Origin of the sequence: Paraburkholderia dioscoreae (assembly GCF_902459535.1) — a bacterium.
Lineage (GTDB): Bacteria > Pseudomonadota > Gammaproteobacteria > Burkholderiales > Burkholderiaceae > Paraburkholderia > Paraburkholderia dioscoreae.
Map to the genome: position 1 here is coordinate 3,087,113 of NZ_LR699553.1, position 17,915 is coordinate 3,105,027.

15 protein-coding genes and 1 pseudogene are annotated in these 17,915 nt (G+C 63.2%); 6 read left to right on the forward strand and 10 right to left on the reverse strand.

Features of this window, described 5'->3' with window-relative positions; genetic code table 11:
• Positions 1-4: 4 nt before the first annotated feature.
• The 4 genes from boxA to PDMSB3_RS13805 form a co-directional block, all read right to left on the reverse strand.
• Positions 5-1,246 carry a benzoyl-CoA 2,3-epoxidase subunit BoxA gene (gene boxA / locus PDMSB3_RS13790; protein ID WP_165186636.1) on the reverse strand — a complete coding sequence of 414 codons (1,242 nt, stop codon included), beginning with the start codon at positions 1,244-1,246 and terminating at the stop codon, positions 5-7.
• 53 nt (positions 1,247-1,299) lie between these two features.
• Entirely contained in the window at positions 1,300-2,727 is a 1,428-nt protein-coding gene (gene boxB, locus PDMSB3_RS13795; protein ID WP_165186639.1) for a benzoyl-CoA 2,3-epoxidase subunit BoxB, read from the reverse strand.
• A 124-nt stretch (positions 2,728-2,851) separates the two neighbouring features.
• Positions 2,852-4,522 carry a 2,3-epoxybenzoyl-CoA dihydrolase gene (boxC, locus tag PDMSB3_RS13800; protein WP_007181153.1) on the reverse strand — a complete coding sequence of 557 codons (1,671 nt, stop codon included), beginning with the start codon at positions 4,520-4,522 and terminating at the stop codon, positions 2,852-2,854.
• 115 nt (positions 4,523-4,637) lie between these two features.
• Positions 4,638-5,621 (reverse strand): helix-turn-helix transcriptional regulator, encoded by a 984-nt coding sequence (locus PDMSB3_RS13805; RefSeq protein ID WP_007181152.1) that lies wholly within the window; start codon positions 5,619-5,621, stop codon positions 4,638-4,640.
• Between the two features lie 192 nt (positions 5,622-5,813).
• Between PDMSB3_RS13805 and PDMSB3_RS13810 the strand changes: the two genes are divergently transcribed.
• From PDMSB3_RS13810 to PDMSB3_RS13825, 4 genes are all read left to right on the forward strand, one after another.
• Positions 5,814-6,281, forward strand: coding sequence for a DUF4863 family protein (locus tag PDMSB3_RS13810; RefSeq protein ID WP_007181151.1), 468 nt, complete (start codon positions 5,814-5,816; stop codon positions 6,279-6,281).
• An 8-nt stretch (positions 6,282-6,289) separates the two neighbouring features.
• Positions 6,290-7,885: a 3,4-dehydroadipyl-CoA semialdehyde dehydrogenase gene (locus PDMSB3_RS13815; RefSeq protein ID WP_165186641.1), complete on the forward strand. Its 1,596-nt coding sequence runs from the start codon at positions 6,290-6,292 to the stop codon at positions 7,883-7,885.
• A 109-nt stretch (positions 7,886-7,994) separates the two neighbouring features.
• Entirely contained in the window at positions 7,995-9,587 is a 1,593-nt protein-coding gene (locus tag PDMSB3_RS13820) for a benzoate-CoA ligase family protein (protein WP_007181149.1), read from the forward strand.
• 12 nt (positions 9,588-9,599) lie between these two features.
• Positions 9,600-10,448, forward strand: coding sequence for an alpha/beta fold hydrolase (locus PDMSB3_RS13825; RefSeq protein ID WP_007181148.1), 849 nt, complete (start codon positions 9,600-9,602; stop codon positions 10,446-10,448).
• Between the two features lie 63 nt (positions 10,449-10,511).
• Here the strand turns inward: PDMSB3_RS13825 and PDMSB3_RS13830 are convergent.
• Positions 10,512-10,763 (reverse strand): annotated as a pseudogene (locus tag PDMSB3_RS13830) (GntT/GntP/DsdX family permease); the annotation flags it as partial.
• A 150-nt stretch (positions 10,764-10,913) separates the two neighbouring features.
• Here PDMSB3_RS13830 and PDMSB3_RS13840 point away from each other — a divergent pair.
• Positions 10,914-11,240 (forward strand): hypothetical protein, encoded by a 327-nt coding sequence (locus tag PDMSB3_RS13840; RefSeq protein ID WP_007181147.1) that lies wholly within the window; start codon positions 10,914-10,916, stop codon positions 11,238-11,240.
• 82 nt (positions 11,241-11,322) lie between these two features.
• Positions 11,323-13,434: a phosphocholine-specific phospholipase C gene (locus PDMSB3_RS13845; protein ID WP_165186644.1), complete on the forward strand. Its 2,112-nt coding sequence runs from the start codon at positions 11,323-11,325 to the stop codon at positions 13,432-13,434.
• 116 nt (positions 13,435-13,550) lie between these two features.
• Here the strand turns inward: PDMSB3_RS13845 and PDMSB3_RS13850 are convergent, their stop codons facing one another.
• The 5 genes from PDMSB3_RS13850 to PDMSB3_RS13870 are packed head-to-tail and all read right to left on the reverse strand — an operon-like array spanning position 13,551 to position 17,914.
• Positions 13,551-14,840, reverse strand: coding sequence for an MSMEG_0569 family flavin-dependent oxidoreductase (locus PDMSB3_RS13850; RefSeq protein WP_165186646.1), 1,290 nt, complete (start codon positions 14,838-14,840; stop codon positions 13,551-13,553).
• Between the two features lie 26 nt (positions 14,841-14,866).
• Complete coding sequence (locus tag PDMSB3_RS13855) at positions 14,867-15,151, reverse strand: MSMEG_0570 family nitrogen starvation response protein (RefSeq protein ID WP_007181144.1); 285 nt, start codon at positions 15,149-15,151, stop codon at positions 14,867-14,869.
• 14 nt (positions 15,152-15,165) lie between these two features.
• Positions 15,166-16,332 carry an MSMEG_0565 family glycosyltransferase gene (locus PDMSB3_RS13860; RefSeq protein ID WP_007181143.1) on the reverse strand — a complete coding sequence of 389 codons (1,167 nt, stop codon included), beginning with the start codon at positions 16,330-16,332 and terminating at the stop codon, positions 15,166-15,168.
• Entirely contained in the window at positions 16,329-17,312 is a 984-nt protein-coding gene (locus PDMSB3_RS13865) for a sll0787 family AIR synthase-like protein (protein ID WP_007181142.1), read from the reverse strand. The genes PDMSB3_RS13860 and PDMSB3_RS13865 overlap by 4 nt, the downstream gene beginning before the upstream one ends.
• The gene (locus tag PDMSB3_RS13870; RefSeq protein WP_007181141.1) at positions 17,309-17,914 is read right to left on the reverse strand and encodes an MSMEG_0567/Sll0786 family nitrogen starvation N-acetyltransferase; all 606 of its coding nucleotides are present in this window, start codon (positions 17,912-17,914) and stop codon (positions 17,309-17,311) included. Before PDMSB3_RS13870 ends, PDMSB3_RS13865 begins: the two co-directional genes overlap by 4 nt.
• Position 17,915 lies beyond the last annotated feature (1 nt).

Here is a 17,915-nt window from a genome sequence, read left to right on the forward strand (position 1 = left end):
GGTGTCAATAAGTCTCCAGATGCAGCCTCCCCTCCCGCTTGAGCCTCGCCCACAGCCCATCCCAATCCAGTTGATGCTGCTCGCCGATCTCCTTGAGCGCCTGTAGCACGCCATCTTCCATACCCTTCAACCCGCACACGTAAATATGCGTGTTATCGTCCCTGAGCATATGCGCCACGTCGACAGCGCGCTCGCGCATGGCATCCTGGACATAGCGCTTCGGTTGCCCCGGCGTACGCGAAAACGCCAGATTGGTATCGATAAAATCTTTCGGCAAATTCGTAAGCGGCCCAAAGTACGGCAACTCTTCTTTGGTCCGCGCGCCGAAGAACAGCATCAGCCTGCCCGTTGCGCCCTTCAAGCGGCGCCGGCGACGATACTCGGTCATCGCGCGCATCGGCGCTGAACCTGTACCCGTGCAGATCATCAGCAAATGCGAGTTCGGATGATTGGGCATCAGGAAGGTGCCGCCGAACGGGCCAATCACATTGACCGCCTCGCCCTTCTTCAGATCGCACAGGTAGTTCGAACACACGCCATCGGTCGAATCGCCGTGCTGCTGCGATACTCGTTTGACCGTCAGCGAGATGTTGTTATACCCCGGCCGTTCGCCGTCGCGCGGGCTCGCGATCGAATACTGGCGTGCGTGATGCGCGCGGCCGTCGGCAGTCGAGCCGGGCGGCAGGATGCCGATCGACTGTCCTTCCAGCACCGGAAACGGCATCGAGCCGAAATCCAGCACGATATGATGAATGTCGCTGTCGGTCGAACCATCGGTCAGCCGGTAGTTGCCGACCACCGTCGCGGTAGTCGGCGCCTTGTGCGTGTAGAGATTCACATAGGGCTTCGCCGCGGACCACGGCGGCACGACCGAACCCCGCACGGTATCCACTTCGATGCCGCTCGCGTCCACCGGGGTATCGCCGGACGCGCCCGCGCCCGACAGCTCGTCCGCCGCGGCCACGGCCATCGTGTTCTGTTCCGGCAGCACGTCCCACGTGAACTGCTCGTCGATCGGGTAAGCGTCGGCTTTCAGCACCGTGCGCCAGTTGTCGATCGCCCCGGTCGGACACGGCGGCACGCACGCCATGCAGCCGTTGCAGATATCCGCCTTGACCACGTAGTTGTTGTCGTCGTGCGTGATCGCATCGACCGGGCAAGTCTCTTCGCACGTATTGCAGCGAATGCAGATTTCCGGATCGATCAGATGCTGCCTGAGAACTTCGATCGATACTGGGCCGTTCATGACTTCCTCCACCTGGATATGCAGCGCAAGCGTGCCCCGCGCCGCCCGCGCGCTCAGTTAAAGCGCACGTATTCGAAATCGACCGGCTGACGGTTCACACCCATTGCCGGCGGCGCGATCCAGTTGGCGAACTTGCCGGCTTCGGTGACTCGCCCCATCAACGACGCGACGTACGCGCGGTCTTCCGGTGTGGCGAGCCATTTCGCTTCGTTGGCGGCCCATTCGGTTTCGCTGACCACGCGGCCGTCGGGCGATACGCGCGTGCCGGCGAACGTGCCGATCTGACGATTGAACGCTTTATGCGGCACCGTCATGCGGAAATCGATGCCGGCCTTTTCGAGTACCTTGTTCCAGCGCGCCACGCCCGCCACCGAATCCTTGATGTAATCGTCGCGCAGCACTTCGTTCATCGCGTTGAGCATCGGCACTTCGCGCTCGACCAGCTTGCCGTCCTGCACGTCGAGCAGCTTGTAGCTCTGGCCGTTCAGTTGATGATCGTCCTCGCGCCTGTTTTCTTCATAGCGACCCTTCAGGCCCGAGCTATAGAAGGTGGCCGCGTTGGACGAATGATCGGCGCCGAACAGATCGATGGTGACCGAGTAGTGGAAGTTCAGATAGCGCTGAATGGTCGGCAGATCGATCACGCCGGCCGCGCGAATCTTCGTGACGTCGTCCGTGCCCAGTTCGTTCATCACCTTGGCGGTCCGCTGGATGACCCGCGAAACACCCGACTCGCCGACGAACATGTGATGCGCCTCTTCAGTGAGCATGAACTTCGTGGTGCGCGCGAGCGGATCGAAACCCGACTCGGCCAGCGCCGACAACTGGAATTTGCCGTCGCGATCCGTAAAGTACGTGAACATGAAAAACGCGAGCCAGTCCGGCGTTTTCTCATTGAACGCGCCGAGAATGCGCGGGTTGTCGTCGTCGCCCGAACGGCGTCCGAGCAATGCTTCGGCTTCCTCACGGCCGTCGCGGCCGAAGTAGCGATGCAGCAGATACACCATCGCCCACAGGTGGCGACCCTCTTCCACGTTCACCTGGAACAGGTTGCGCAAATCGTAGATGGAAGGCGCAGTCAGACCCAGGTGGCGCTGCTGCTCGACCGACGCCGGCTCCGTATCGCCTTGCGTCACGATAATGCGCCGCAAATTCGCGCGATGCTCGCCGGGCACGTCCTGCCAGGCCGCTTCGCCCTTATGTTCGCCGAAGTGAATCTTGCGGTCCTGCTCGCCGGGCGTCAGGAAAATGCCCCAGCGGTAATCCGGCATCTTCACATGATCGAAATGCGCCCAGCCGCCCGCGTCGACGCTCACTGCGGTGCGCAGATACACATCGTAGCCCTGCGAGCCTTCCGGGCCCATATCGCCCCACCAGGCCAGAAAATTCGGCTGCCATTGTTCGAGCGCGCGTTGCAGCGTGCGGTCGTCGGCGAGGTTGACGTTGTTCGGAATCTTTTCGCTGTAGTTGATCGTGGACATGGTCGGTTCCTGGTTCGGAAACTGCAGTGACGATGAGAGGCGCGTATCGGGCAAGTGGCGCTCCGGCTCGCGCTCGCTGCGTCGATGGCGTTGCAATGCGCATCAGGCGCGCATCAAATGTGAATCACACGCGCGAGACGTCGAATTGCGCCTTGCTGCCCTTGCCGTACACCTTGAGCGCGCCCTTCTCGCCCACTGCGTTCGGCCGGTTGAAGATCCAGTTCTGCCAGGCGGTGAGACGGCCGAAAATGCGCGTCTCCATCGTTTCCGGACCGTTGAAGCGCAGATTCGCTTCGAGTCCGGTCAGGGCATCCGGCGACATGGCCGCGCGCTCTTCGAGCGCAATGCGGATTTCGTCGGCCCAGTCGATGTCGTCGGGCGATGCCGTAACGAGGCCGAGGCGTTCGGCTTCGACCGGCTTGATCGCCTGACCGATCCGGGAGCGCACGGCATCGAGCGGCTCCGTTTCCTCATAGAAACGCCGCGCCAGACGCGATTGATGCGTGACCATCGGATAGAGTCCGAAGTTGACATCCGAAAGCGTGATGGCCGGCTCTTCGTCTTCATTGGCCGGCAGCGCCGCCATATAAGTGCGGTCGGCGGCGAACGCGAGTTCCGCGAAGGTGCCGGCAAAGCACGAGCCCGGCTCGATCAGCGCGAACAGCGAACGCGACGAGACGTCGATACGCGCCAGCGTGCGGCGCAACAGGCCAATCGTCTCGCGCACGAACCAGTGGTCTTTGTGTTGCATCAGCGAGGCGTCCGCGGCGAGCAGATTGCGGGCGTCGCCTTCGGTCCTGAAGACCCACGTGCCGACCGCAAGCTCGTTGGTGCGCATGGACAGGATCGCGTCGTCGAGCTCGCGGGCGAATTGCAACGGCCACCAGTTCGCGCCGGCAGCGACGATGGCGTCGATACTCATGGGCGGTTCGGTTTGCGGAGCCTTGGCCCTGAACGTTGCAATGCGCTTGGCACGATCGATCGTCACGTCGAGCGTTTTATAAGTGAGGCCGTCTTCGCGATCGGTGCGTTCGATCCGCGTGAGCGGCACGCCTTGTGCGTCCATGGGACGATCGCTCTGCGCGGCGAGTTCGAGCGCGCGCGCCTGGATCGCCTGGTCGAACTGGTTCGGCTTCACGACTTCGTCCACGAGGCGCCATGCCTTTGCGCGCTCGCCGCGCACGCCTTCCACCACCGTGCAGAAGATGTCGGCGCGATCGTGACGCACCTTGCGCTTGTCCGTGACGCGCGTCAGGCCGCCGGTGCCCGGCAATACGCCGAGCAACGGCACTTCCGGCAGCGATACCGACGACGAACGGTCATCCACCAGATAGATCTCGTCGCAGGCGAGCGCGAGTTCATAGCCGCCGCCTGCGCAAGCGCCGTTCACCGCCGCGAGAAACTTCAGCCCCGAATAGCGCGAGGAATCTTCCAGTCCGTTGCGAGTTTCGTTGGTGAACTTGCAGAAGTTGACCTTCCACGCATGGGTGGAAAGACCCAGCATGAAGATGTTGGCGCCCGAGCAGAACACGCGATCCTTCAGGCTCGTCAGCACCACGGTTTTGACTTCCGGATGCTCGAAGCGGATGCGCTGTATTGCGTCGTGCAGTTCGATATCGACGCCGAGGTCGTATGAATTCAGCTTCAGCTTGTAGCCGTCACGGATACCGCCGTCCTCGGCGATATCGATGCCGAGTGTCGCGACGGGACCGTTGAAGCTCAGCTTCCAATGCTTGTACTGCGAGGGATCGGTGCGGTAGTCGACCGGCGCGACGGCGGTTTCTGCTGTGGACATGGGGCGTCTCCTGACTGGACGATGCAAATTGTTTTTTGAACAATAGTGCATCGTCAAACCCATGTAAAGCACTTTAGTGCATGTTCGCTAGTAAACCCTGACACCGGAATACATGTCAGCTCACACGCGTTTCATCCGGCGATTCGGCGGCCAGCCTTGCGGCGAGGCGGTCGCGCAGTTGCAGGTAGGCGTCGGCCAGGGTTTTCTCGCTGGTGTCGAAGGTCATGTCGGCGCGGCCATACAGCTCGCTGCGTCCCGCCAGGATGCGCTTCAGGTCGTCCATCGCCTCCTTGTTGCCCGACATCGGCCGCAGATCGCCCTGCGCGACGACGCGGCGCATATGTTCCTCCGGCGCGGCCTGCAGCCACACCGTGTAGCAATGCGACAGCAGCGTATTGAACGTGCCCGACTCGGACACGAGGCCGCCCGGCGACGCAATCACCGCGTGCTCGTGCTCCTGAATCACGGCCTCGAGCGCCCGGTGCTCATAGCGCCGGTAAGCGGCCGCCCCGTACAGCGAGTGAATCTCCGACGGCGGGCAGCCGGCCAGTTGCTCGATCACGCGCGTGAGCTCGACGAACGGCACCTTGCGCTCCTGTGCCAGCATGCGCCCAAGCGTGGATTTACCGGCGCCGCGCAGGCCGATCAACGCAATCCGGTCCTTGCGATGCGGGTCGCGCGGCGCCTGCGCGAACATCTCGGCAAGCGCCACGCGGGCGCGCTGCAAAGCGGCCTGATCGCGTCCGTGCAGCAGTTCGCGGATCAGCAGCCATTCAGCGGAAGCAGTGGTTTCGTCACCGATCACCTCGGCCAGCGAACAGTTCAAAGTCGCCGCGATCTGCCGCAGCACCAGCACCGACGCATTGCCCACGCCCGATTCCAGATTCGCAAGATGCCGCTCCGACAAGCCGGTTTCCGTCGCCAGCGTCTTGCGGGTCATGCCGCGGCGCGCACGCAGCAGGCGCACGCGCTCGCCCATCGCCGTCAGAAAGGGATCGCGCTCCTCGCGTTCGCCGCCGCGCTCCGTGGCACGTTCCGCGCGGCCGGCATCCTCGTCGGCGGAATCGTCCAATGATGCGGGAGAGTAATTCTGGTTCATGTTTTGGCGCCCCTTAACTACGATACATGTACTATAGTGCTTGACACACACGTGGTGAACGGTTAATTTTCGCCAAATATTGATCCAATAACAAACGCTGTCGAGATGTTCCGGCGGCGTCACGGAGAGTGCGCGACGGCTCGCATGCATTAACGTGCGTGCGGTACCGAACGCGCCGACCTGGAGGCTCGCATGTCCCCACATGAATTCCAGCGCCTGATTGCGGGCGTCACGGAGCAACTCGCCGGCCGGCCGCTCGATGGCAAGCTGGCGGTCTGGCTGAACGACACGTATCCCGTCGACGGCGACACGTTCCGCGAGCTTGCCGCCGCGTGCAGGAGCGGCGTCGCCGATGGCTGGCTTTGTCAGCGCGAAGGCGGCGGCATTCGCTATGGCCGCGTCTTCAAGGCGCTACCCGATACCCATGGCTTTTCTGTCGACGTCGTCGATATGAAGAATATTGCCGGTCCGCACCACGTTCACCCCAATGGCGAGATCGATCTGATCATGCCGCTGACCGAAGGCGCCACCTTCGACCGCCACCCGGCCGGCTGGTGCGTGTACGGCCCCGGCTCCGCGCATCGTCCGACGGTATCGAACGGCGAGGCGCTGGTGCTATATCTGCTGCCGCAAGGCGCGATCGAATTCACTCCCGCCTGAGCGCCGCCATGAACGAACTGTTGAAGAACCATGTGGCCGGCCAGTGGATCGGGGGCGGCGGTGCAGGCATCACGCTCACCGATCCGGTAACGGGCGTTGCGCTCGTGCGCGTATCGAGCGAGGGCCTCGACCTCGCAAGCGCATTCGGCTTTGCCCGCGAAGACGGCGGCGCCGCATTGCGAGCGCTGACCTATGCGCAACGCGCCGCCCGCCTCGCCGATATCGTCAAGCTGCTGCAGGCGAAGCGCGACGACTACTACGCGATCGCCACCGCGAACTCAGGCACCACGCGCAACGACTCGGCGGTCGATATCGACGGCGGCATTTTCACGCTGTCCTACTACGCGAAACTCGGCGCGTCGCTCGGCGAGGTGCATGCACTGCGCGACGGCAGCGCCGAGTCGCTGAGCAAGGATCGATCGTTCAGCGTGCAGCATGTGCTGACGCCGACACGCGGCGTCGCGCTCTTTATCAACGCGTTCAATTTCCCGTCGTGGGGCTTGTGGGAAAAAGCCGCGCCTGCCCTGCTATCCGGCGTACCCGTTATCGTGAAGCCCGCCACAGCCACGGCCTGGCTCACCCAACGCATGGTCGCCGATGTGGTCGACGCAGGCATCCTGCCGCCCGGCGCGCTCTCCATCATTTGCGGTAGCTCGGCGGGCCTGCTCGATCAGATCCGATCGTCCGATGTGGTGTCGTTCACCGGCTCGGCCGAAACCGCCGCGACGCTGCGCGCGCATCCGGCTTTCGTGCAGCGTGGCGCACGCCTGAACGTCGAAGCGGACAGTCTGAACAGCGCGATTCTATGCGCCGACGCCACGCCCGACACACCCGCCTTCGACCTGTTCATCAAGGAAGTGGTGCGGGAAATGACGGTGAAATCCGGCCAGAAATGCACGGCGATCCGTCGTGCTTTCGTACCGGAGGCAGCACTCGAACCCGTACTCGAAGCACTCAAGGCGAAGCTCGCGAAAATCACCGTGGGCAATCCGCGCAACGACGCGGTGCGTATGGGTTCACTGGTGAGCCGCGAGCAATACGAAAACGTGCTGGCCGGTATCGCGGCGTTGCGTGAAGAAGCGGTGCTCGCCTACGACGGCTCTGCTGTGCCGCTCATCGACGCGGACGCAAACGTCGCGGCTTGCGTCGCGCCGCATCTGTTCGTGGTCAACGATCCGGATAGCGCGACGCTGCTGCACGACGTCGAAGTATTCGGACCAGTGGCGAGCGTGGCGCCCTATCGCGTCGCCACCGACGCCAACGCGTTTCCCGAAACGCACGCGGTCGCTCTCGCGCGACGCGGCCAGGGATCGCTCGTCGCATCGATCTATTCGAACGACGACGCGCATCTCGGCCGCCTCGCGCTGGAACTCGCGGATTCGCACGGTCGCGTGCATGCCATTTCGCCCTCGGTGCAGCACAGTCAAACCGGCCACGGCAACGTGATGCCGATGTCCCTGCACGGCGGCCCCGGCCGCGCGGGCGGCGGCGAAGAACTCGGCGGTTTGCGCGCGCTGGCTTTCTATCACCGGCGCTCGGCGATCCAGGCTGCGAGCGCGGCAATCGGGACGCTGACGCAAGCGACGCATTGGCCCGCGGCCTGACCGCGCACGAACCAGGCAATCAGGACCGGGCACGTCAATGAGCGTGCAAGCATCAAGCGGATCATGAGCACAGAACGGCCGGACCGCGCCCACCCGATGGAGGAGACATATGGAAGCTCTGCTGGAAAAGGCGGCGAACCCGCCCGCCGCGACGGTCGAAGCACCGCCCGCGCTATTCAACTTCGCGGCCTATCTGTTTCGCCTGAACGAATCGCGCGCCGGCAAGACCGCCTATATCGACGACACCGGGAGCACCACCTACGGCGAACTCGAAGAACGCGCGCGGCGTTTCGCCAGCGCGCTGCGTACGCTCGGCGTGCATCCCGAAGAGCGAATTCTGCTCGTGATGCTCGATACCGTCGCGCTGCCGGTTGCCTTTCTCGGCGCGCTTTATGCGGGGGTCGTGCCGGTCGTCGCGAATACGCTGCTCACACCGGCCGACTATGTGTACATGCTCACGCACAGTCACGCACGCGCCGTGATCGTCTCGGGTGCGCTAGTGCAGAACGTGACGCAGGCGCTGGAGTCCGCCGAACATGACGGCTGTCAGTTGATCGTCTCGCAGCCCCGCGAAGGCGAGCCGCTCCTCGCGCCTTTGTTCGAAGAACTGATCGTTGCCGCCGTGCCCGCCGCCAAAGCCGCCGCAACCGGTTGCGACGATATCGCTTTCTGGCTGTATTCGTCGGGTTCGACCGGCAAGCCGAAGGGCACCGTTCACACGCATGCGAATCTGTACTGGACCGTCGAACTGTATGCCAAGCCGATTCTCGGCATTGCCGAAAGCGACGTGGTGTTCTCCGCGGCCAAGCTATTCTTCGCGTACGGTCTCGGCAACGGATTGACGTTCCCCCTCTCGGTCGGTGCCACCGCGATCCTGATGGCCGAGCGCCCCACCGCCGACGCGATTTTCACGCGCCTCGTCAAACATCGGCCCACTGTGTTTTACGGCGTGCCCACGCTGTACGCGAACATGCTCGTGTCGCCCAACCTGCCCGCACGCGCCGATGTCGCGATACGCATCTGCACGTCGGCGGGAGAAGCGTTGCCGCGTGAGATCGGCGAGCGCTTCACCGCGCACTTCGGCTGCGAGATTCTCGACGGTATCGGCTCGACGGAAATGCTGCATATCTTCCTGTCCAATCGCGCGGGCGCGGTCGAATACGGCACCACGGGTCGACCGGTGCCCGGCTACGAAATCGAATTGCGCGACGAAGCCGGCCATGCGGTACCCGACGGCGAAGTCGGCGATCTGTATATCAAGGGACCAAGCGCCGCAGTGATGTACTGGAATAACCGCGAGAAGTCGCGCGCCACCTTTCTCGGCGAATGGATCCGCAGCGGCGACAAGTACTGCCGGCTGCCCAACGGCTGCTATGTCTATGCGGGCCGCAGCGACGACATGCTGAAAGTCAGCGGCCAGTATGTCTCGCCTGTCGAAGTGGAGATGGTGCTGGTGCAGCACGACGCGGTGCTCGAAGCGGCCGTGGTCGGCGTCGATCATGGCGGCCTCGTCAAGACTCGCGCGTTCGTTGTTTTGAAGCGTGAATTCGCGCCGTCTGAGATACTCGCTGACGGGTTGAAGGCTTTCGTGAAGGACCGGCTCGCGCCGCATAAATATCCGCGCGATATCGTGTTCGTCGACGATCTGCCAAAAACCGCCACCGGAAAAATTCAACGCTTCAAACTGCGCGAACAGTTATAAACAAGGTGATTTATGCAGAACCCTGCCATTGGCAACGTTGCCGACACGACCGCTAGCGACTTCGCTGAGTTGCCCGCTACCGCGTCGCATGGACCGTTGCGCATCGAGTATCGCTGGGTGAATGAAGCGGCGGGCAACGCGCCGATCGCCGTCTTCCTGCATGAAGGGCTCGGCTCGATCGCGATGTGGCGCGACTGGCCGCAAGCGCTGTGCGAACGGCTCGGCATGCGGGGGCTCGTCTATTCGCGGCCCGGCTACGGGCTTTCCACACCGCGTCCACATGACGTGAAGTGGCCGACTGATTTCATGACGACCCAGGCGCGCGATATCCTTCCCGCCTTGCTCGATGCACTCGGTATCGATATGCGCGAACGCCGGCGCATGTGGGTGATCGGCCATAGCGACGGCGGCTCGATTACGCTGCTGTACGCGGCGCTCCATCCCGAAGAACTGGCCGGCGCGGTGGCGATTGCGCCGCATGTTTTTGTCGAAGATATTTCGGTGGAAAGTATCGCGCAGACCCGACAACTGTACGAAACCACCGACCTGCGCAACAAACTCAGCCGCTATCACGCCGATGTCGATTCCGCGTTCTATGGCTGGAACGACATCTGGTTGAATCCCGCATTCAGGCAATGGTCGATTGCCGGAGAGTTGGCGTCTATCCGCAAGCCGTTGCTCGCCGTGCAAGGTCATGACGACAATTACGGCACGATGGCTCAGATCGATACGATCGCGGTGCACGTGTCGCATGCGCAACTGGTCAAGCTGGACGCTTGCGGGCACTCGCCGCATCGCGACGCGCCGCGGCCTTTGAACGAAGCCATCGCGGCGTTCGTTTTGAAAGACGGCGTAGCTTAGGTATCGAGCACGGTAGCGCGGGGTATCTTCACGACGCCCCGCGCTACCGCGTGGAAACTACGCTCAGATCACCGTCGAAAGACCCAGCGTCAACAGCAACGCCGTTACCGAAATGATCGTTTCGCAAACCGTCCACGTCTTGAAGGTTTGCGGCACCGTCATGCCGAAGTACTCCTTCACCAGCCAGAAGCCGCCGTCGTTCACGTGCGAGAGAATCAGCGAGCCCGCGCCGGCCGCCAGCACCAGCGAGATACCCGCGGTCGGCGTGGGCTTGCTGCCGGGCAATATTACCGTCGAGATCGAGGCCATCGTCGCGCTCCACGATTGACGGCACCTCAATTTTCAACAAATACTCATATTTCCACATCTTCACAAAAGTTACACAGGTAAGCGACTATTCTTGCGCATCGCTGACCTGGGCACATCGATGCCCTGGCGCAACCTCCCCGTGCCGGAGACATTGCCATGTCCGTTGTGTCGAAGCCGTCTAAAACCTTGCATTGCAAACGTTTGGCGGGCGTACTGGCCGCCGTGTCGCTTTGTACGCTGATCGGTGCTTGCGGCAACGACGACGAAAAAACGCCGGACCCGAGCGCGGTGAGTTCTGCCGAACGCCCCGCCGACGGCAGCAGCAGCGCCACGGTCCTCTCGGCGAATCCGTCTTCCGCCTCACCCGCACCCGCCGCACTGACGATTCAAACCCCCGCATTACCTGCATCAAGCGCCGACCCGGCATTGTCCGCTGCCGCTTCGACGCCGCTCGCCACACCCGTGATCCACACCGTGGACTGAGTTTCGCGCCCCCACGCGACGCGCGGGCGAGGCTCGCACGCCGCGTGCATCGTTCCTCCACCGAAGATCGAAAGCCAATACCATGACCTCAAAAAATCGCCGTGATTTTCTGCGCTCCGCCGCGCATGCAGCCGGTTCCGCCACCGCATTGAGCATGCTGCCTCTGGGCATTCGCAATGCGCTCGCCATTCCTGCCAACAACAAGACCGGCACGATTCGCGACGTCGAGCACATCGTCGTGCTGATGCAGGAAAACCGCTCGTTCGACCACTACTTCGGCACGCTCAAAGGCGTGCGCGGTTTTGGCGACACGCGCGCCATCAATCTGCCGAACGGCAAGCCCGTGTGGTATCAGCCGCTCGCGGCGGATATCGGCTACGTGCTGCCGTTCCGCCCCACCGCTCCGAACCTGGGGCTGCAATTCCTGCAGGATCTCGCGCACGACTGGACCAGCACGCACGCGGCATGGAACGGCGGCCGCTACGATCAATGGGTGCCCGCGAAAGGCGCCACGACAATGGCCTACCTCACGCGCGAGGACATTCCGTTTCACTATCAGCTCGCCGACGCGTTCACGATCTGCGACGCGTATCACTGCTCGCTGATGGGACCGACGGACCCGAACCGCTACTACATGTGGAGCGGCTGGGTGGGTAATGACGGCAGCGGCGGCGGTCCGGTGATCGACAATTCGGAACTCGGCTACGGCTGGTCCACGTATCCCGAAGTGCTGCAAAGCGCGGGCATTTCGTGGAAGATCTATCAGGACATCGGCACCGGTCTCGATGCGAACGGTTCGTGGGGCTGGACGCAGAATCCGTATATCGGCAATTACGGCGACAACTCGCTGCTCTACTTCAACCAGTACCGCAACGCACAGCCCGGCAACCCGCTCTACGACAATGCGCGCACCGGCACGAACGCGGCGAAAGGCGACGGCTACTTCGATATCCTCAAGCGTGACGTGCAGAACAATGCGTTGCCGCAAGTGTCGTGGATCGTCGCGCCCGAAGCCTATTCCGAGCACCCGAACTGGCCGGCGAACTACGGCGCGTGGTACATCGACCAGGTCTTGCAGATTCTCACGTCCAATCCGGAGGTGTGGAGCAAGACGGTGCTGCTGGTCAACTACGACGAGAACGACGGCTTCTTCGACCACATGGTGCCGCCCTTCGCGCCGTCGTCGAACGCGAACGGTCTGTCCACCGTCGACACCACCAACGAAATCTATGCGGGCGACGCGAAGACTCCCTCCGGCCCGTACGGACTCGGACCGCGCGTGCCGATGCTGGTGGTTTCGCCGTGGTCGAAAGGCGGCTATGTGTGTTCGGAACTGTTCGACCATACGTCGGTGATCCGCTTTATCGAAAAGCGCTTCGGCCACGATCACAATCTCGGCGAATCGAATATCACGCCGTGGCGCCGTGCAGTGTGTGGCGATCTGATGTCCGCCTTCAACTTCAGCAATCCGAACGACGCGGTCCCGGCGCTGCCGAGCACGAGCGGCTACGTTCCGGCGGATCAGAACCGCCACCCGGACTATGTGCCGCTGCCGCCTGCGTTGCAGGCCGTGCCGAAACAGGAACCCGGCGTGCGTCCCGCTCGCGCGCTGCCCTATGAGCTGTTCGTGCGCGTGCACGGCGAAGGCGCGGCCAACACACTCACCATGCGCTTCGTCAACACGGGCCGCGCCGGCGCGGTGTTTCTCGTCTACGCCGCTCACAGTCTCGACGCACCGCGCACCTATACGGTGGAAGCCGGCAAGCGGCTGCAGGATCCGTTGCCATTGAATGCCGACGGCAGCTACGACTACACGGTGTACGGCCCGAACGGCTTTCTGCGCCGGTTCGCGGGCAAGCCGGTCTCGCGCAGCTGGTGGCATGGTTCGGACATCGCGCGTCCTGAAGTTGCAGAAGGCTACGACGTCTCGAACGGCAACCTGCAATTGCGGCTGGAGAACGTGGGCAGCGCGCGTTGCCAGTTCACGATCGTCAACGCGTACGATCCAGGCAATGCGATCAAGCATTCGGTGCGCGGCGGCGATACCGAACAGCTCTATCTGGATCTGCGTAATGCACATGGCTGGTATGACCTGGCCATCGCGGTCGATACCGATCCGCTGTTCGCGCGGCGCTTTGCCGGACACGTGGAAACCGGCAAGAGCAGCATGAGCGATCCTGCGCTGGGCGCTTGAACCTGGGCTTGAGCTCAGCTTCAGCCGAACGTTCCGGCTAAATACAACGGCCGCTGCGATGAAAAACGCAGCGGCCGTTTTTTATGCGGCTACCCGAGCGCCTGGGCTCAGCTACGTCATGCAGCCACCGCAGCCGCCAACGACGCGCGCTCCCGCGCCTTCTCGCGAATCGCATCCACGATAAACTCCGCATCGCGCGCGATGCCGGAAAAACGCCCCGAACCCCACGTATGCAGCCACGGCAAGCCGACGAAATACAAACCGTCGATCGGCGTAATGCCGCGCGTATGCGCCGGATAACCGCGACCGTTGAACACGGGTGCATCCAGCCAGCTGAAGTCCGGCGTAAAACCAATGCACCAGATGATCGCTGCAATGCCGCTCCCTTCCAGATCAAGCGTAGTGCGCTCCTGTTCCGGACGCCAGACAGGTTCGTACACGCCACCCGCCGGCGCATCGATCCCGTGCTTTTCGATGAAGCCGTCGATGCTCGCGTTGATCCGGTTATACGTATCGTCGGCGGCATCGAGATTGGCGGCCAGCGTCGGCGCAAAATGGAACTGCCCGTCGCGCAGATCGTCGAGCCGGCCATACAGCTCCATGCCCTCGGCGGCGAACTTGCGCAGGTCGATGTCGCGGCCGCCGTCGCGGCCCGTCACATAGTGATTGGTGTTGTCGCGCACCCCTTCGCGCAACGGATGCTTTTCGACCGGCATATCGTAGTACTGCATGTCTGCGAGCCAGTCGACCACGTCGCGGCCCCGATAGAAGCGCGCGCAACGCGGCGCCTCGCCCACGGCGAGTACCACCTTGCGGCCGGCCAGATGCAGATCCTCCGCGATCTGCGCGCCGGATTGCCCGGTGCCCACCACCATAACCGCGCCTTCAGGCAGCGCCTGCGGGTTGCGATATGCCGACGACTGCAGTTGCACGATCCGCGCGGGCAAGCGCTCCGCGAGGCGCGGCACGATCGGCGTGTGATAGCCGCCCGAGGCCACCACCACCTGGTCCGCGGCGAAATCGCCCTGCGTCGTCGTGATGGCGTAGACGCCGTCGTCGCGCTGCCTGACGCGTTTGACTTCCGTGTGCTCCATCACCGGCGCATCGACCTGCGCAATGAAGCCGTCGAGGTACGCAATGATCTCGTCCTTCTTCATGAAGCCGTGCGGGTCGTCGCCGCGATACGGATAACCGGGCAACGCGCATTGCCAGTTCGGCGTGACCAGACAGAACGCGTCCCAGCGCTGCTCGCGCCACGTATGTGTCACCGTATTTTTCTCCACGACCAGATGGTCGATGCCGGCCTGCTTGAGGTAATAGCTGACCGACAGACCCGCCTGCCCGCCGCCGATGACGAGCACGCTGTAATGGCCCTCGGCGCGCGCGTGATGTGTTGGATTCGACATGATGCGTCCTCTGAAAGAATAAGCGCCTAGCTGAATTCGATAACCTTGACGGTCGCGTCGGGCCGATCGCGAAAGCGCGCCGCGTCGTGCTCGATCTGCGCAAGCTGATCCAGCGCCGCCGAGCATGCAAAGCCGTACTTCTCGCGCACCCGCTCGGACGCGATGCCGAGCGCCTGCCGCGAACGCTCGACGAAATCCTCCAGCGCGTAAGCGTGGCCCGGCGTGAAAAAATCGCCGATCACGAGCGAAGGCGAATAACAGTTCGCCTCGTCGCCATCGGGCCATTGAATGCGAAAGTGCATGACAGGCATCGTTAATCCTCGAATCAATGGGTAAGCAGCGCGCGCTTCGCGACGAAACGGCGGTACGCGTCCATATGACGCTGTGCGCTCGCCGTCCAGCTGAAGCGCGCGAGCAATGCGGGCACGGCATGCTCGAAGTCGATACCGCTCTCATTCAACGCACGCACGAGAGCCGCGGCGATCGACTTCGCGTCGAGAGGATCGGCCCAGCAGCAGGTGGTGTCGTCGAGATACTCGGTGAACGGCGCAATCGACGACACCACCACCGGCGTGCCGCTCGCGAGCGCCTCCAGCACGACGAGACCGAAGCCCTCGCGCAGGGACACCATCGACAGAACATCGGCGCTTCGAAACAGCGCGGGCATGACGGCGTCTTCGAGCGGCCCGGTCACCACCACGCTTTCATGCGGTCCGATGGAGAGGCCCAACTCGCTCGCCCGTTGCAGCAGCCGCCGGCTATAGGCGTCGTGGTCGAGCAGGCTCGCGCCACCGGCAATGACGAGTTGCGCTTGCGGCAAACCACTGCGCACGACGGCAAAAGCTTCGAGTAGCGCCAGCGTGTTCTTGCGCGCTTCGATTCCGCCCACTGCCAGCACTATCGGGCCGCCGTCCAGCCCGAAGCGCTGGAGAACCTGCGCGTCGTGTCGATCCGCCCGGGAAGAAAACCGCTGAACGTCCACGCCGTTCGGTACGGTGAACGCGTCAATGCGGTACTCCGCCTGCATTTCACGTGTCCACCTATCGCTCACACACAGCACCTCGTCCGCGTCCTGATATGCGCGGCGCTGCCAGGCCATCAGCCTCGGATCGTCGAAATGATCCAGGTGGTGCACCGTGCGCATGAAACCGTGAATGAGGCCTTGCGCTTTCAACTCGGCGAGTGCGTTGCCGCTGATACCGTCTTGCGCGTGCAGCACGTCGAACGCCGCGTCATGCCCGATCAACGCGCGCCGGAAGGCATCGATCCGCGCTTCGACCATTGCAACCGTATTGCCCTGCGCCAGAACGACAGGCGCATACACCACACGGCAAGGCGGCAGACGAAACAACGTCTCGCCGCGCGCGGCCGGCACGAACACTGTCACGTCGTGGCCGAGCGCGGTCAACGCCGACGCCAGTTCGAGCGTGTGCACCACACCGCCGCGCGGATTGACCGAATGCGTGAGCAAGGCGATACGCAGCGCGCTCATTTCACCTCATCCTTTCCGACAATGAACGGCTCACGCTGGAAGTCCCATAACGTGGCGACGTCATTCTGTCGATGCAGGACCACCTGGCTCGTTGCGTCAACGGAACCGATCACTGAGCATGCAAGCGAGCGGGCGTCGAACTTCGCCCGTACGGTCTCCACATGCTCGGGCCGCACGGACAGCAAATAACCGAAACTCGGAAACGCGGTCACCCATCGTTCGAGCGGCACACCCTCAGGCTTCGGAATGCACGCGAGATCGATCCGCGCCCCTACCTGCGAACATTCGAGCAGCATCAGCGCGGTGCCGAGCGTGCCCGCCATGCTGATATCCTTCGCGGCATCGCACAGACCGCCTTCGGCCAGTTGCGGCAGCAGTTCGAGGTCGGCGCGCAGACGTTCGGGCGGCGCCCCCACCGAAGCATTCCAGAACGGATACGGCTCTTCGAAGCGGCCGCGCAGATCGACCGCCATCATCAGGCTGTCGCCCGGTTTCGCGTTGAAGCTCGACAGCAGCGCCCTGGCGCGGCCGATAATCGATACCGCCAATTGCGCCGCCTCGCTGCGCGTATTCGTGTGGCCGCCGACAATCGGCACGCCGTACGCAACCGAAGCCGCCGCCATACCCGCCAGCACTTCCTCCGCAGCGCCAATGCCCTGGCTCCACAGCGCGTCCACCACTGCCAGCGGACGTCCGCCCATTGCATAGATATCGCTGACGTTCACCATCACGCTGCTATAGCCGGCGAACCAGGGCATCGCGCTCACGAAATCGCTGACCATGCCTTCGATCGCGAAGAGCAGATAGCCGTCGCCATCGGCGAGCGCGGCGCAGTCGTCGCCGAGCGCCACGGCCTGCGCGAGATCGCGCGTGCCGCGCGGCAAGCGCTTCGCCAGCGAGCCGACGACATCCACGATATCGGTCTTGTGGCGGAACCCGCGGCTTTCGCGCAAGCCGGCGACCAGATCGGCGACCGTCATGCCGCGCTCCGCTCACGCTCACGACGGCGCGACAGCGGCTGCGACTGCGTGACAAAGCCGCCATAAGGAGTCGCACACGGAGGATACCGGTCCAGCTGCGCCTGCATCAGATGATGCGGTCTGCCGAGCAGGGTTTCCTCCGCGAGTACGTCCCAATACATTGCGCGAAAGAGCGGCACATTCTGACTCTGCACATGCGCGAGGAACGTCTCGCAGCCGAGCGCATGCGCGCTGCTCACCGCGAGACGAATCAGCGTCGCGCCGATCTTTCCATGCCGGCGAAATGCCGCATGCACGGCGAGCCGCGAACCGAACCACACGTTGTCGTGATCGCGATGAATGCGCACGGTGCCGACCACCTGTTCCGGCATACCGCCGAGGCAACTCACCGCCACCAGTTGCTGCGCGTGCTGATCGATCTCGTCGCAATCATCGCCGATAAAAATGCCCTGCTCGATGCAGAAGACCGCGCGCCGCAACCTGAACGCCTCTTCGGCTTCCCAATTCAACGTGGTCCACTTGATACGGAATTCGCTCGGCGCATACGGCGCGAAACCCATGTCGCCGTCCAGCGCCTCACCTGCGATCGCTTCACCGAACATG

Bases quoted from the DNA above. Each gene is read 5' to 3' on its own strand.
- boxB (WP_165186639.1), bottom strand. From the start codon at position 2,727: ATGTCCACGATCAACTACAGCGAAAAGATTCCGAACAACGTCAACCTC.
- PDMSB3_RS13805 (WP_007181152.1), bottom strand. From the start codon at position 5,621: ATGAACCAGAATTACTCTCCCGCATCATTGGACGATTCCGCCGACGAG.
- boxC (WP_007181153.1), bottom strand. From the start codon at position 4,522: ATGTCCACAGCAGAAACCGCCGTCGCGCCGGTCGACTACCGCACCGAT.
- boxA (WP_165186636.1), bottom strand. From the start codon at position 1,246: ATGAACGGCCCAGTATCGATCGAAGTTCTCAGGCAGCATCTGATCGAT.
- PDMSB3_RS13870 (WP_007181141.1), bottom strand. From the start codon at position 17,914: ATGTTCGGTGAAGCGATCGCAGGTGAGGCGCTGGACGGCGACATGGGT.
- PDMSB3_RS13855 (WP_007181144.1), bottom strand. From the start codon at position 15,151: ATGCCTGTCATGCACTTTCGCATTCAATGGCCCGATGGCGACGAGGCG.
- PDMSB3_RS13860 (WP_007181143.1), bottom strand. From the start codon at position 16,332: ATGAGCGCGCTGCGTATCGCCTTGCTCACGCATTCGGTCAATCCGCGC.
- PDMSB3_RS13815 (WP_165186641.1), top strand. From the start codon at position 6,290: ATGAACGAACTGTTGAAGAACCATGTGGCCGGCCAGTGGATCGGGGGC.
- PDMSB3_RS13865 (WP_007181142.1), bottom strand. From the start codon at position 17,312: ATGACGGTCGCCGATCTGGTCGCCGGCTTGCGCGAAAGCCGCGGGTTC.
- PDMSB3_RS13840 (WP_007181147.1), top strand. From the start codon at position 10,914: ATGTCCGTTGTGTCGAAGCCGTCTAAAACCTTGCATTGCAAACGTTTG.
- PDMSB3_RS13825 (WP_007181148.1), top strand. From the start codon at position 9,600: ATGCAGAACCCTGCCATTGGCAACGTTGCCGACACGACCGCTAGCGAC.
- PDMSB3_RS13845 (WP_165186644.1), top strand. From the start codon at position 11,323: ATGACCTCAAAAAATCGCCGTGATTTTCTGCGCTCCGCCGCGCATGCA.
- PDMSB3_RS13850 (WP_165186646.1), bottom strand. From the start codon at position 14,840: ATGTCGAATCCAACACATCACGCGCGCGCCGAGGGCCATTACAGCGTG.
- PDMSB3_RS13820 (WP_007181149.1), top strand. From the start codon at position 7,995: ATGGAAGCTCTGCTGGAAAAGGCGGCGAACCCGCCCGCCGCGACGGTC.
- PDMSB3_RS13810 (WP_007181151.1), top strand. From the start codon at position 5,814: ATGTCCCCACATGAATTCCAGCGCCTGATTGCGGGCGTCACGGAGCAA.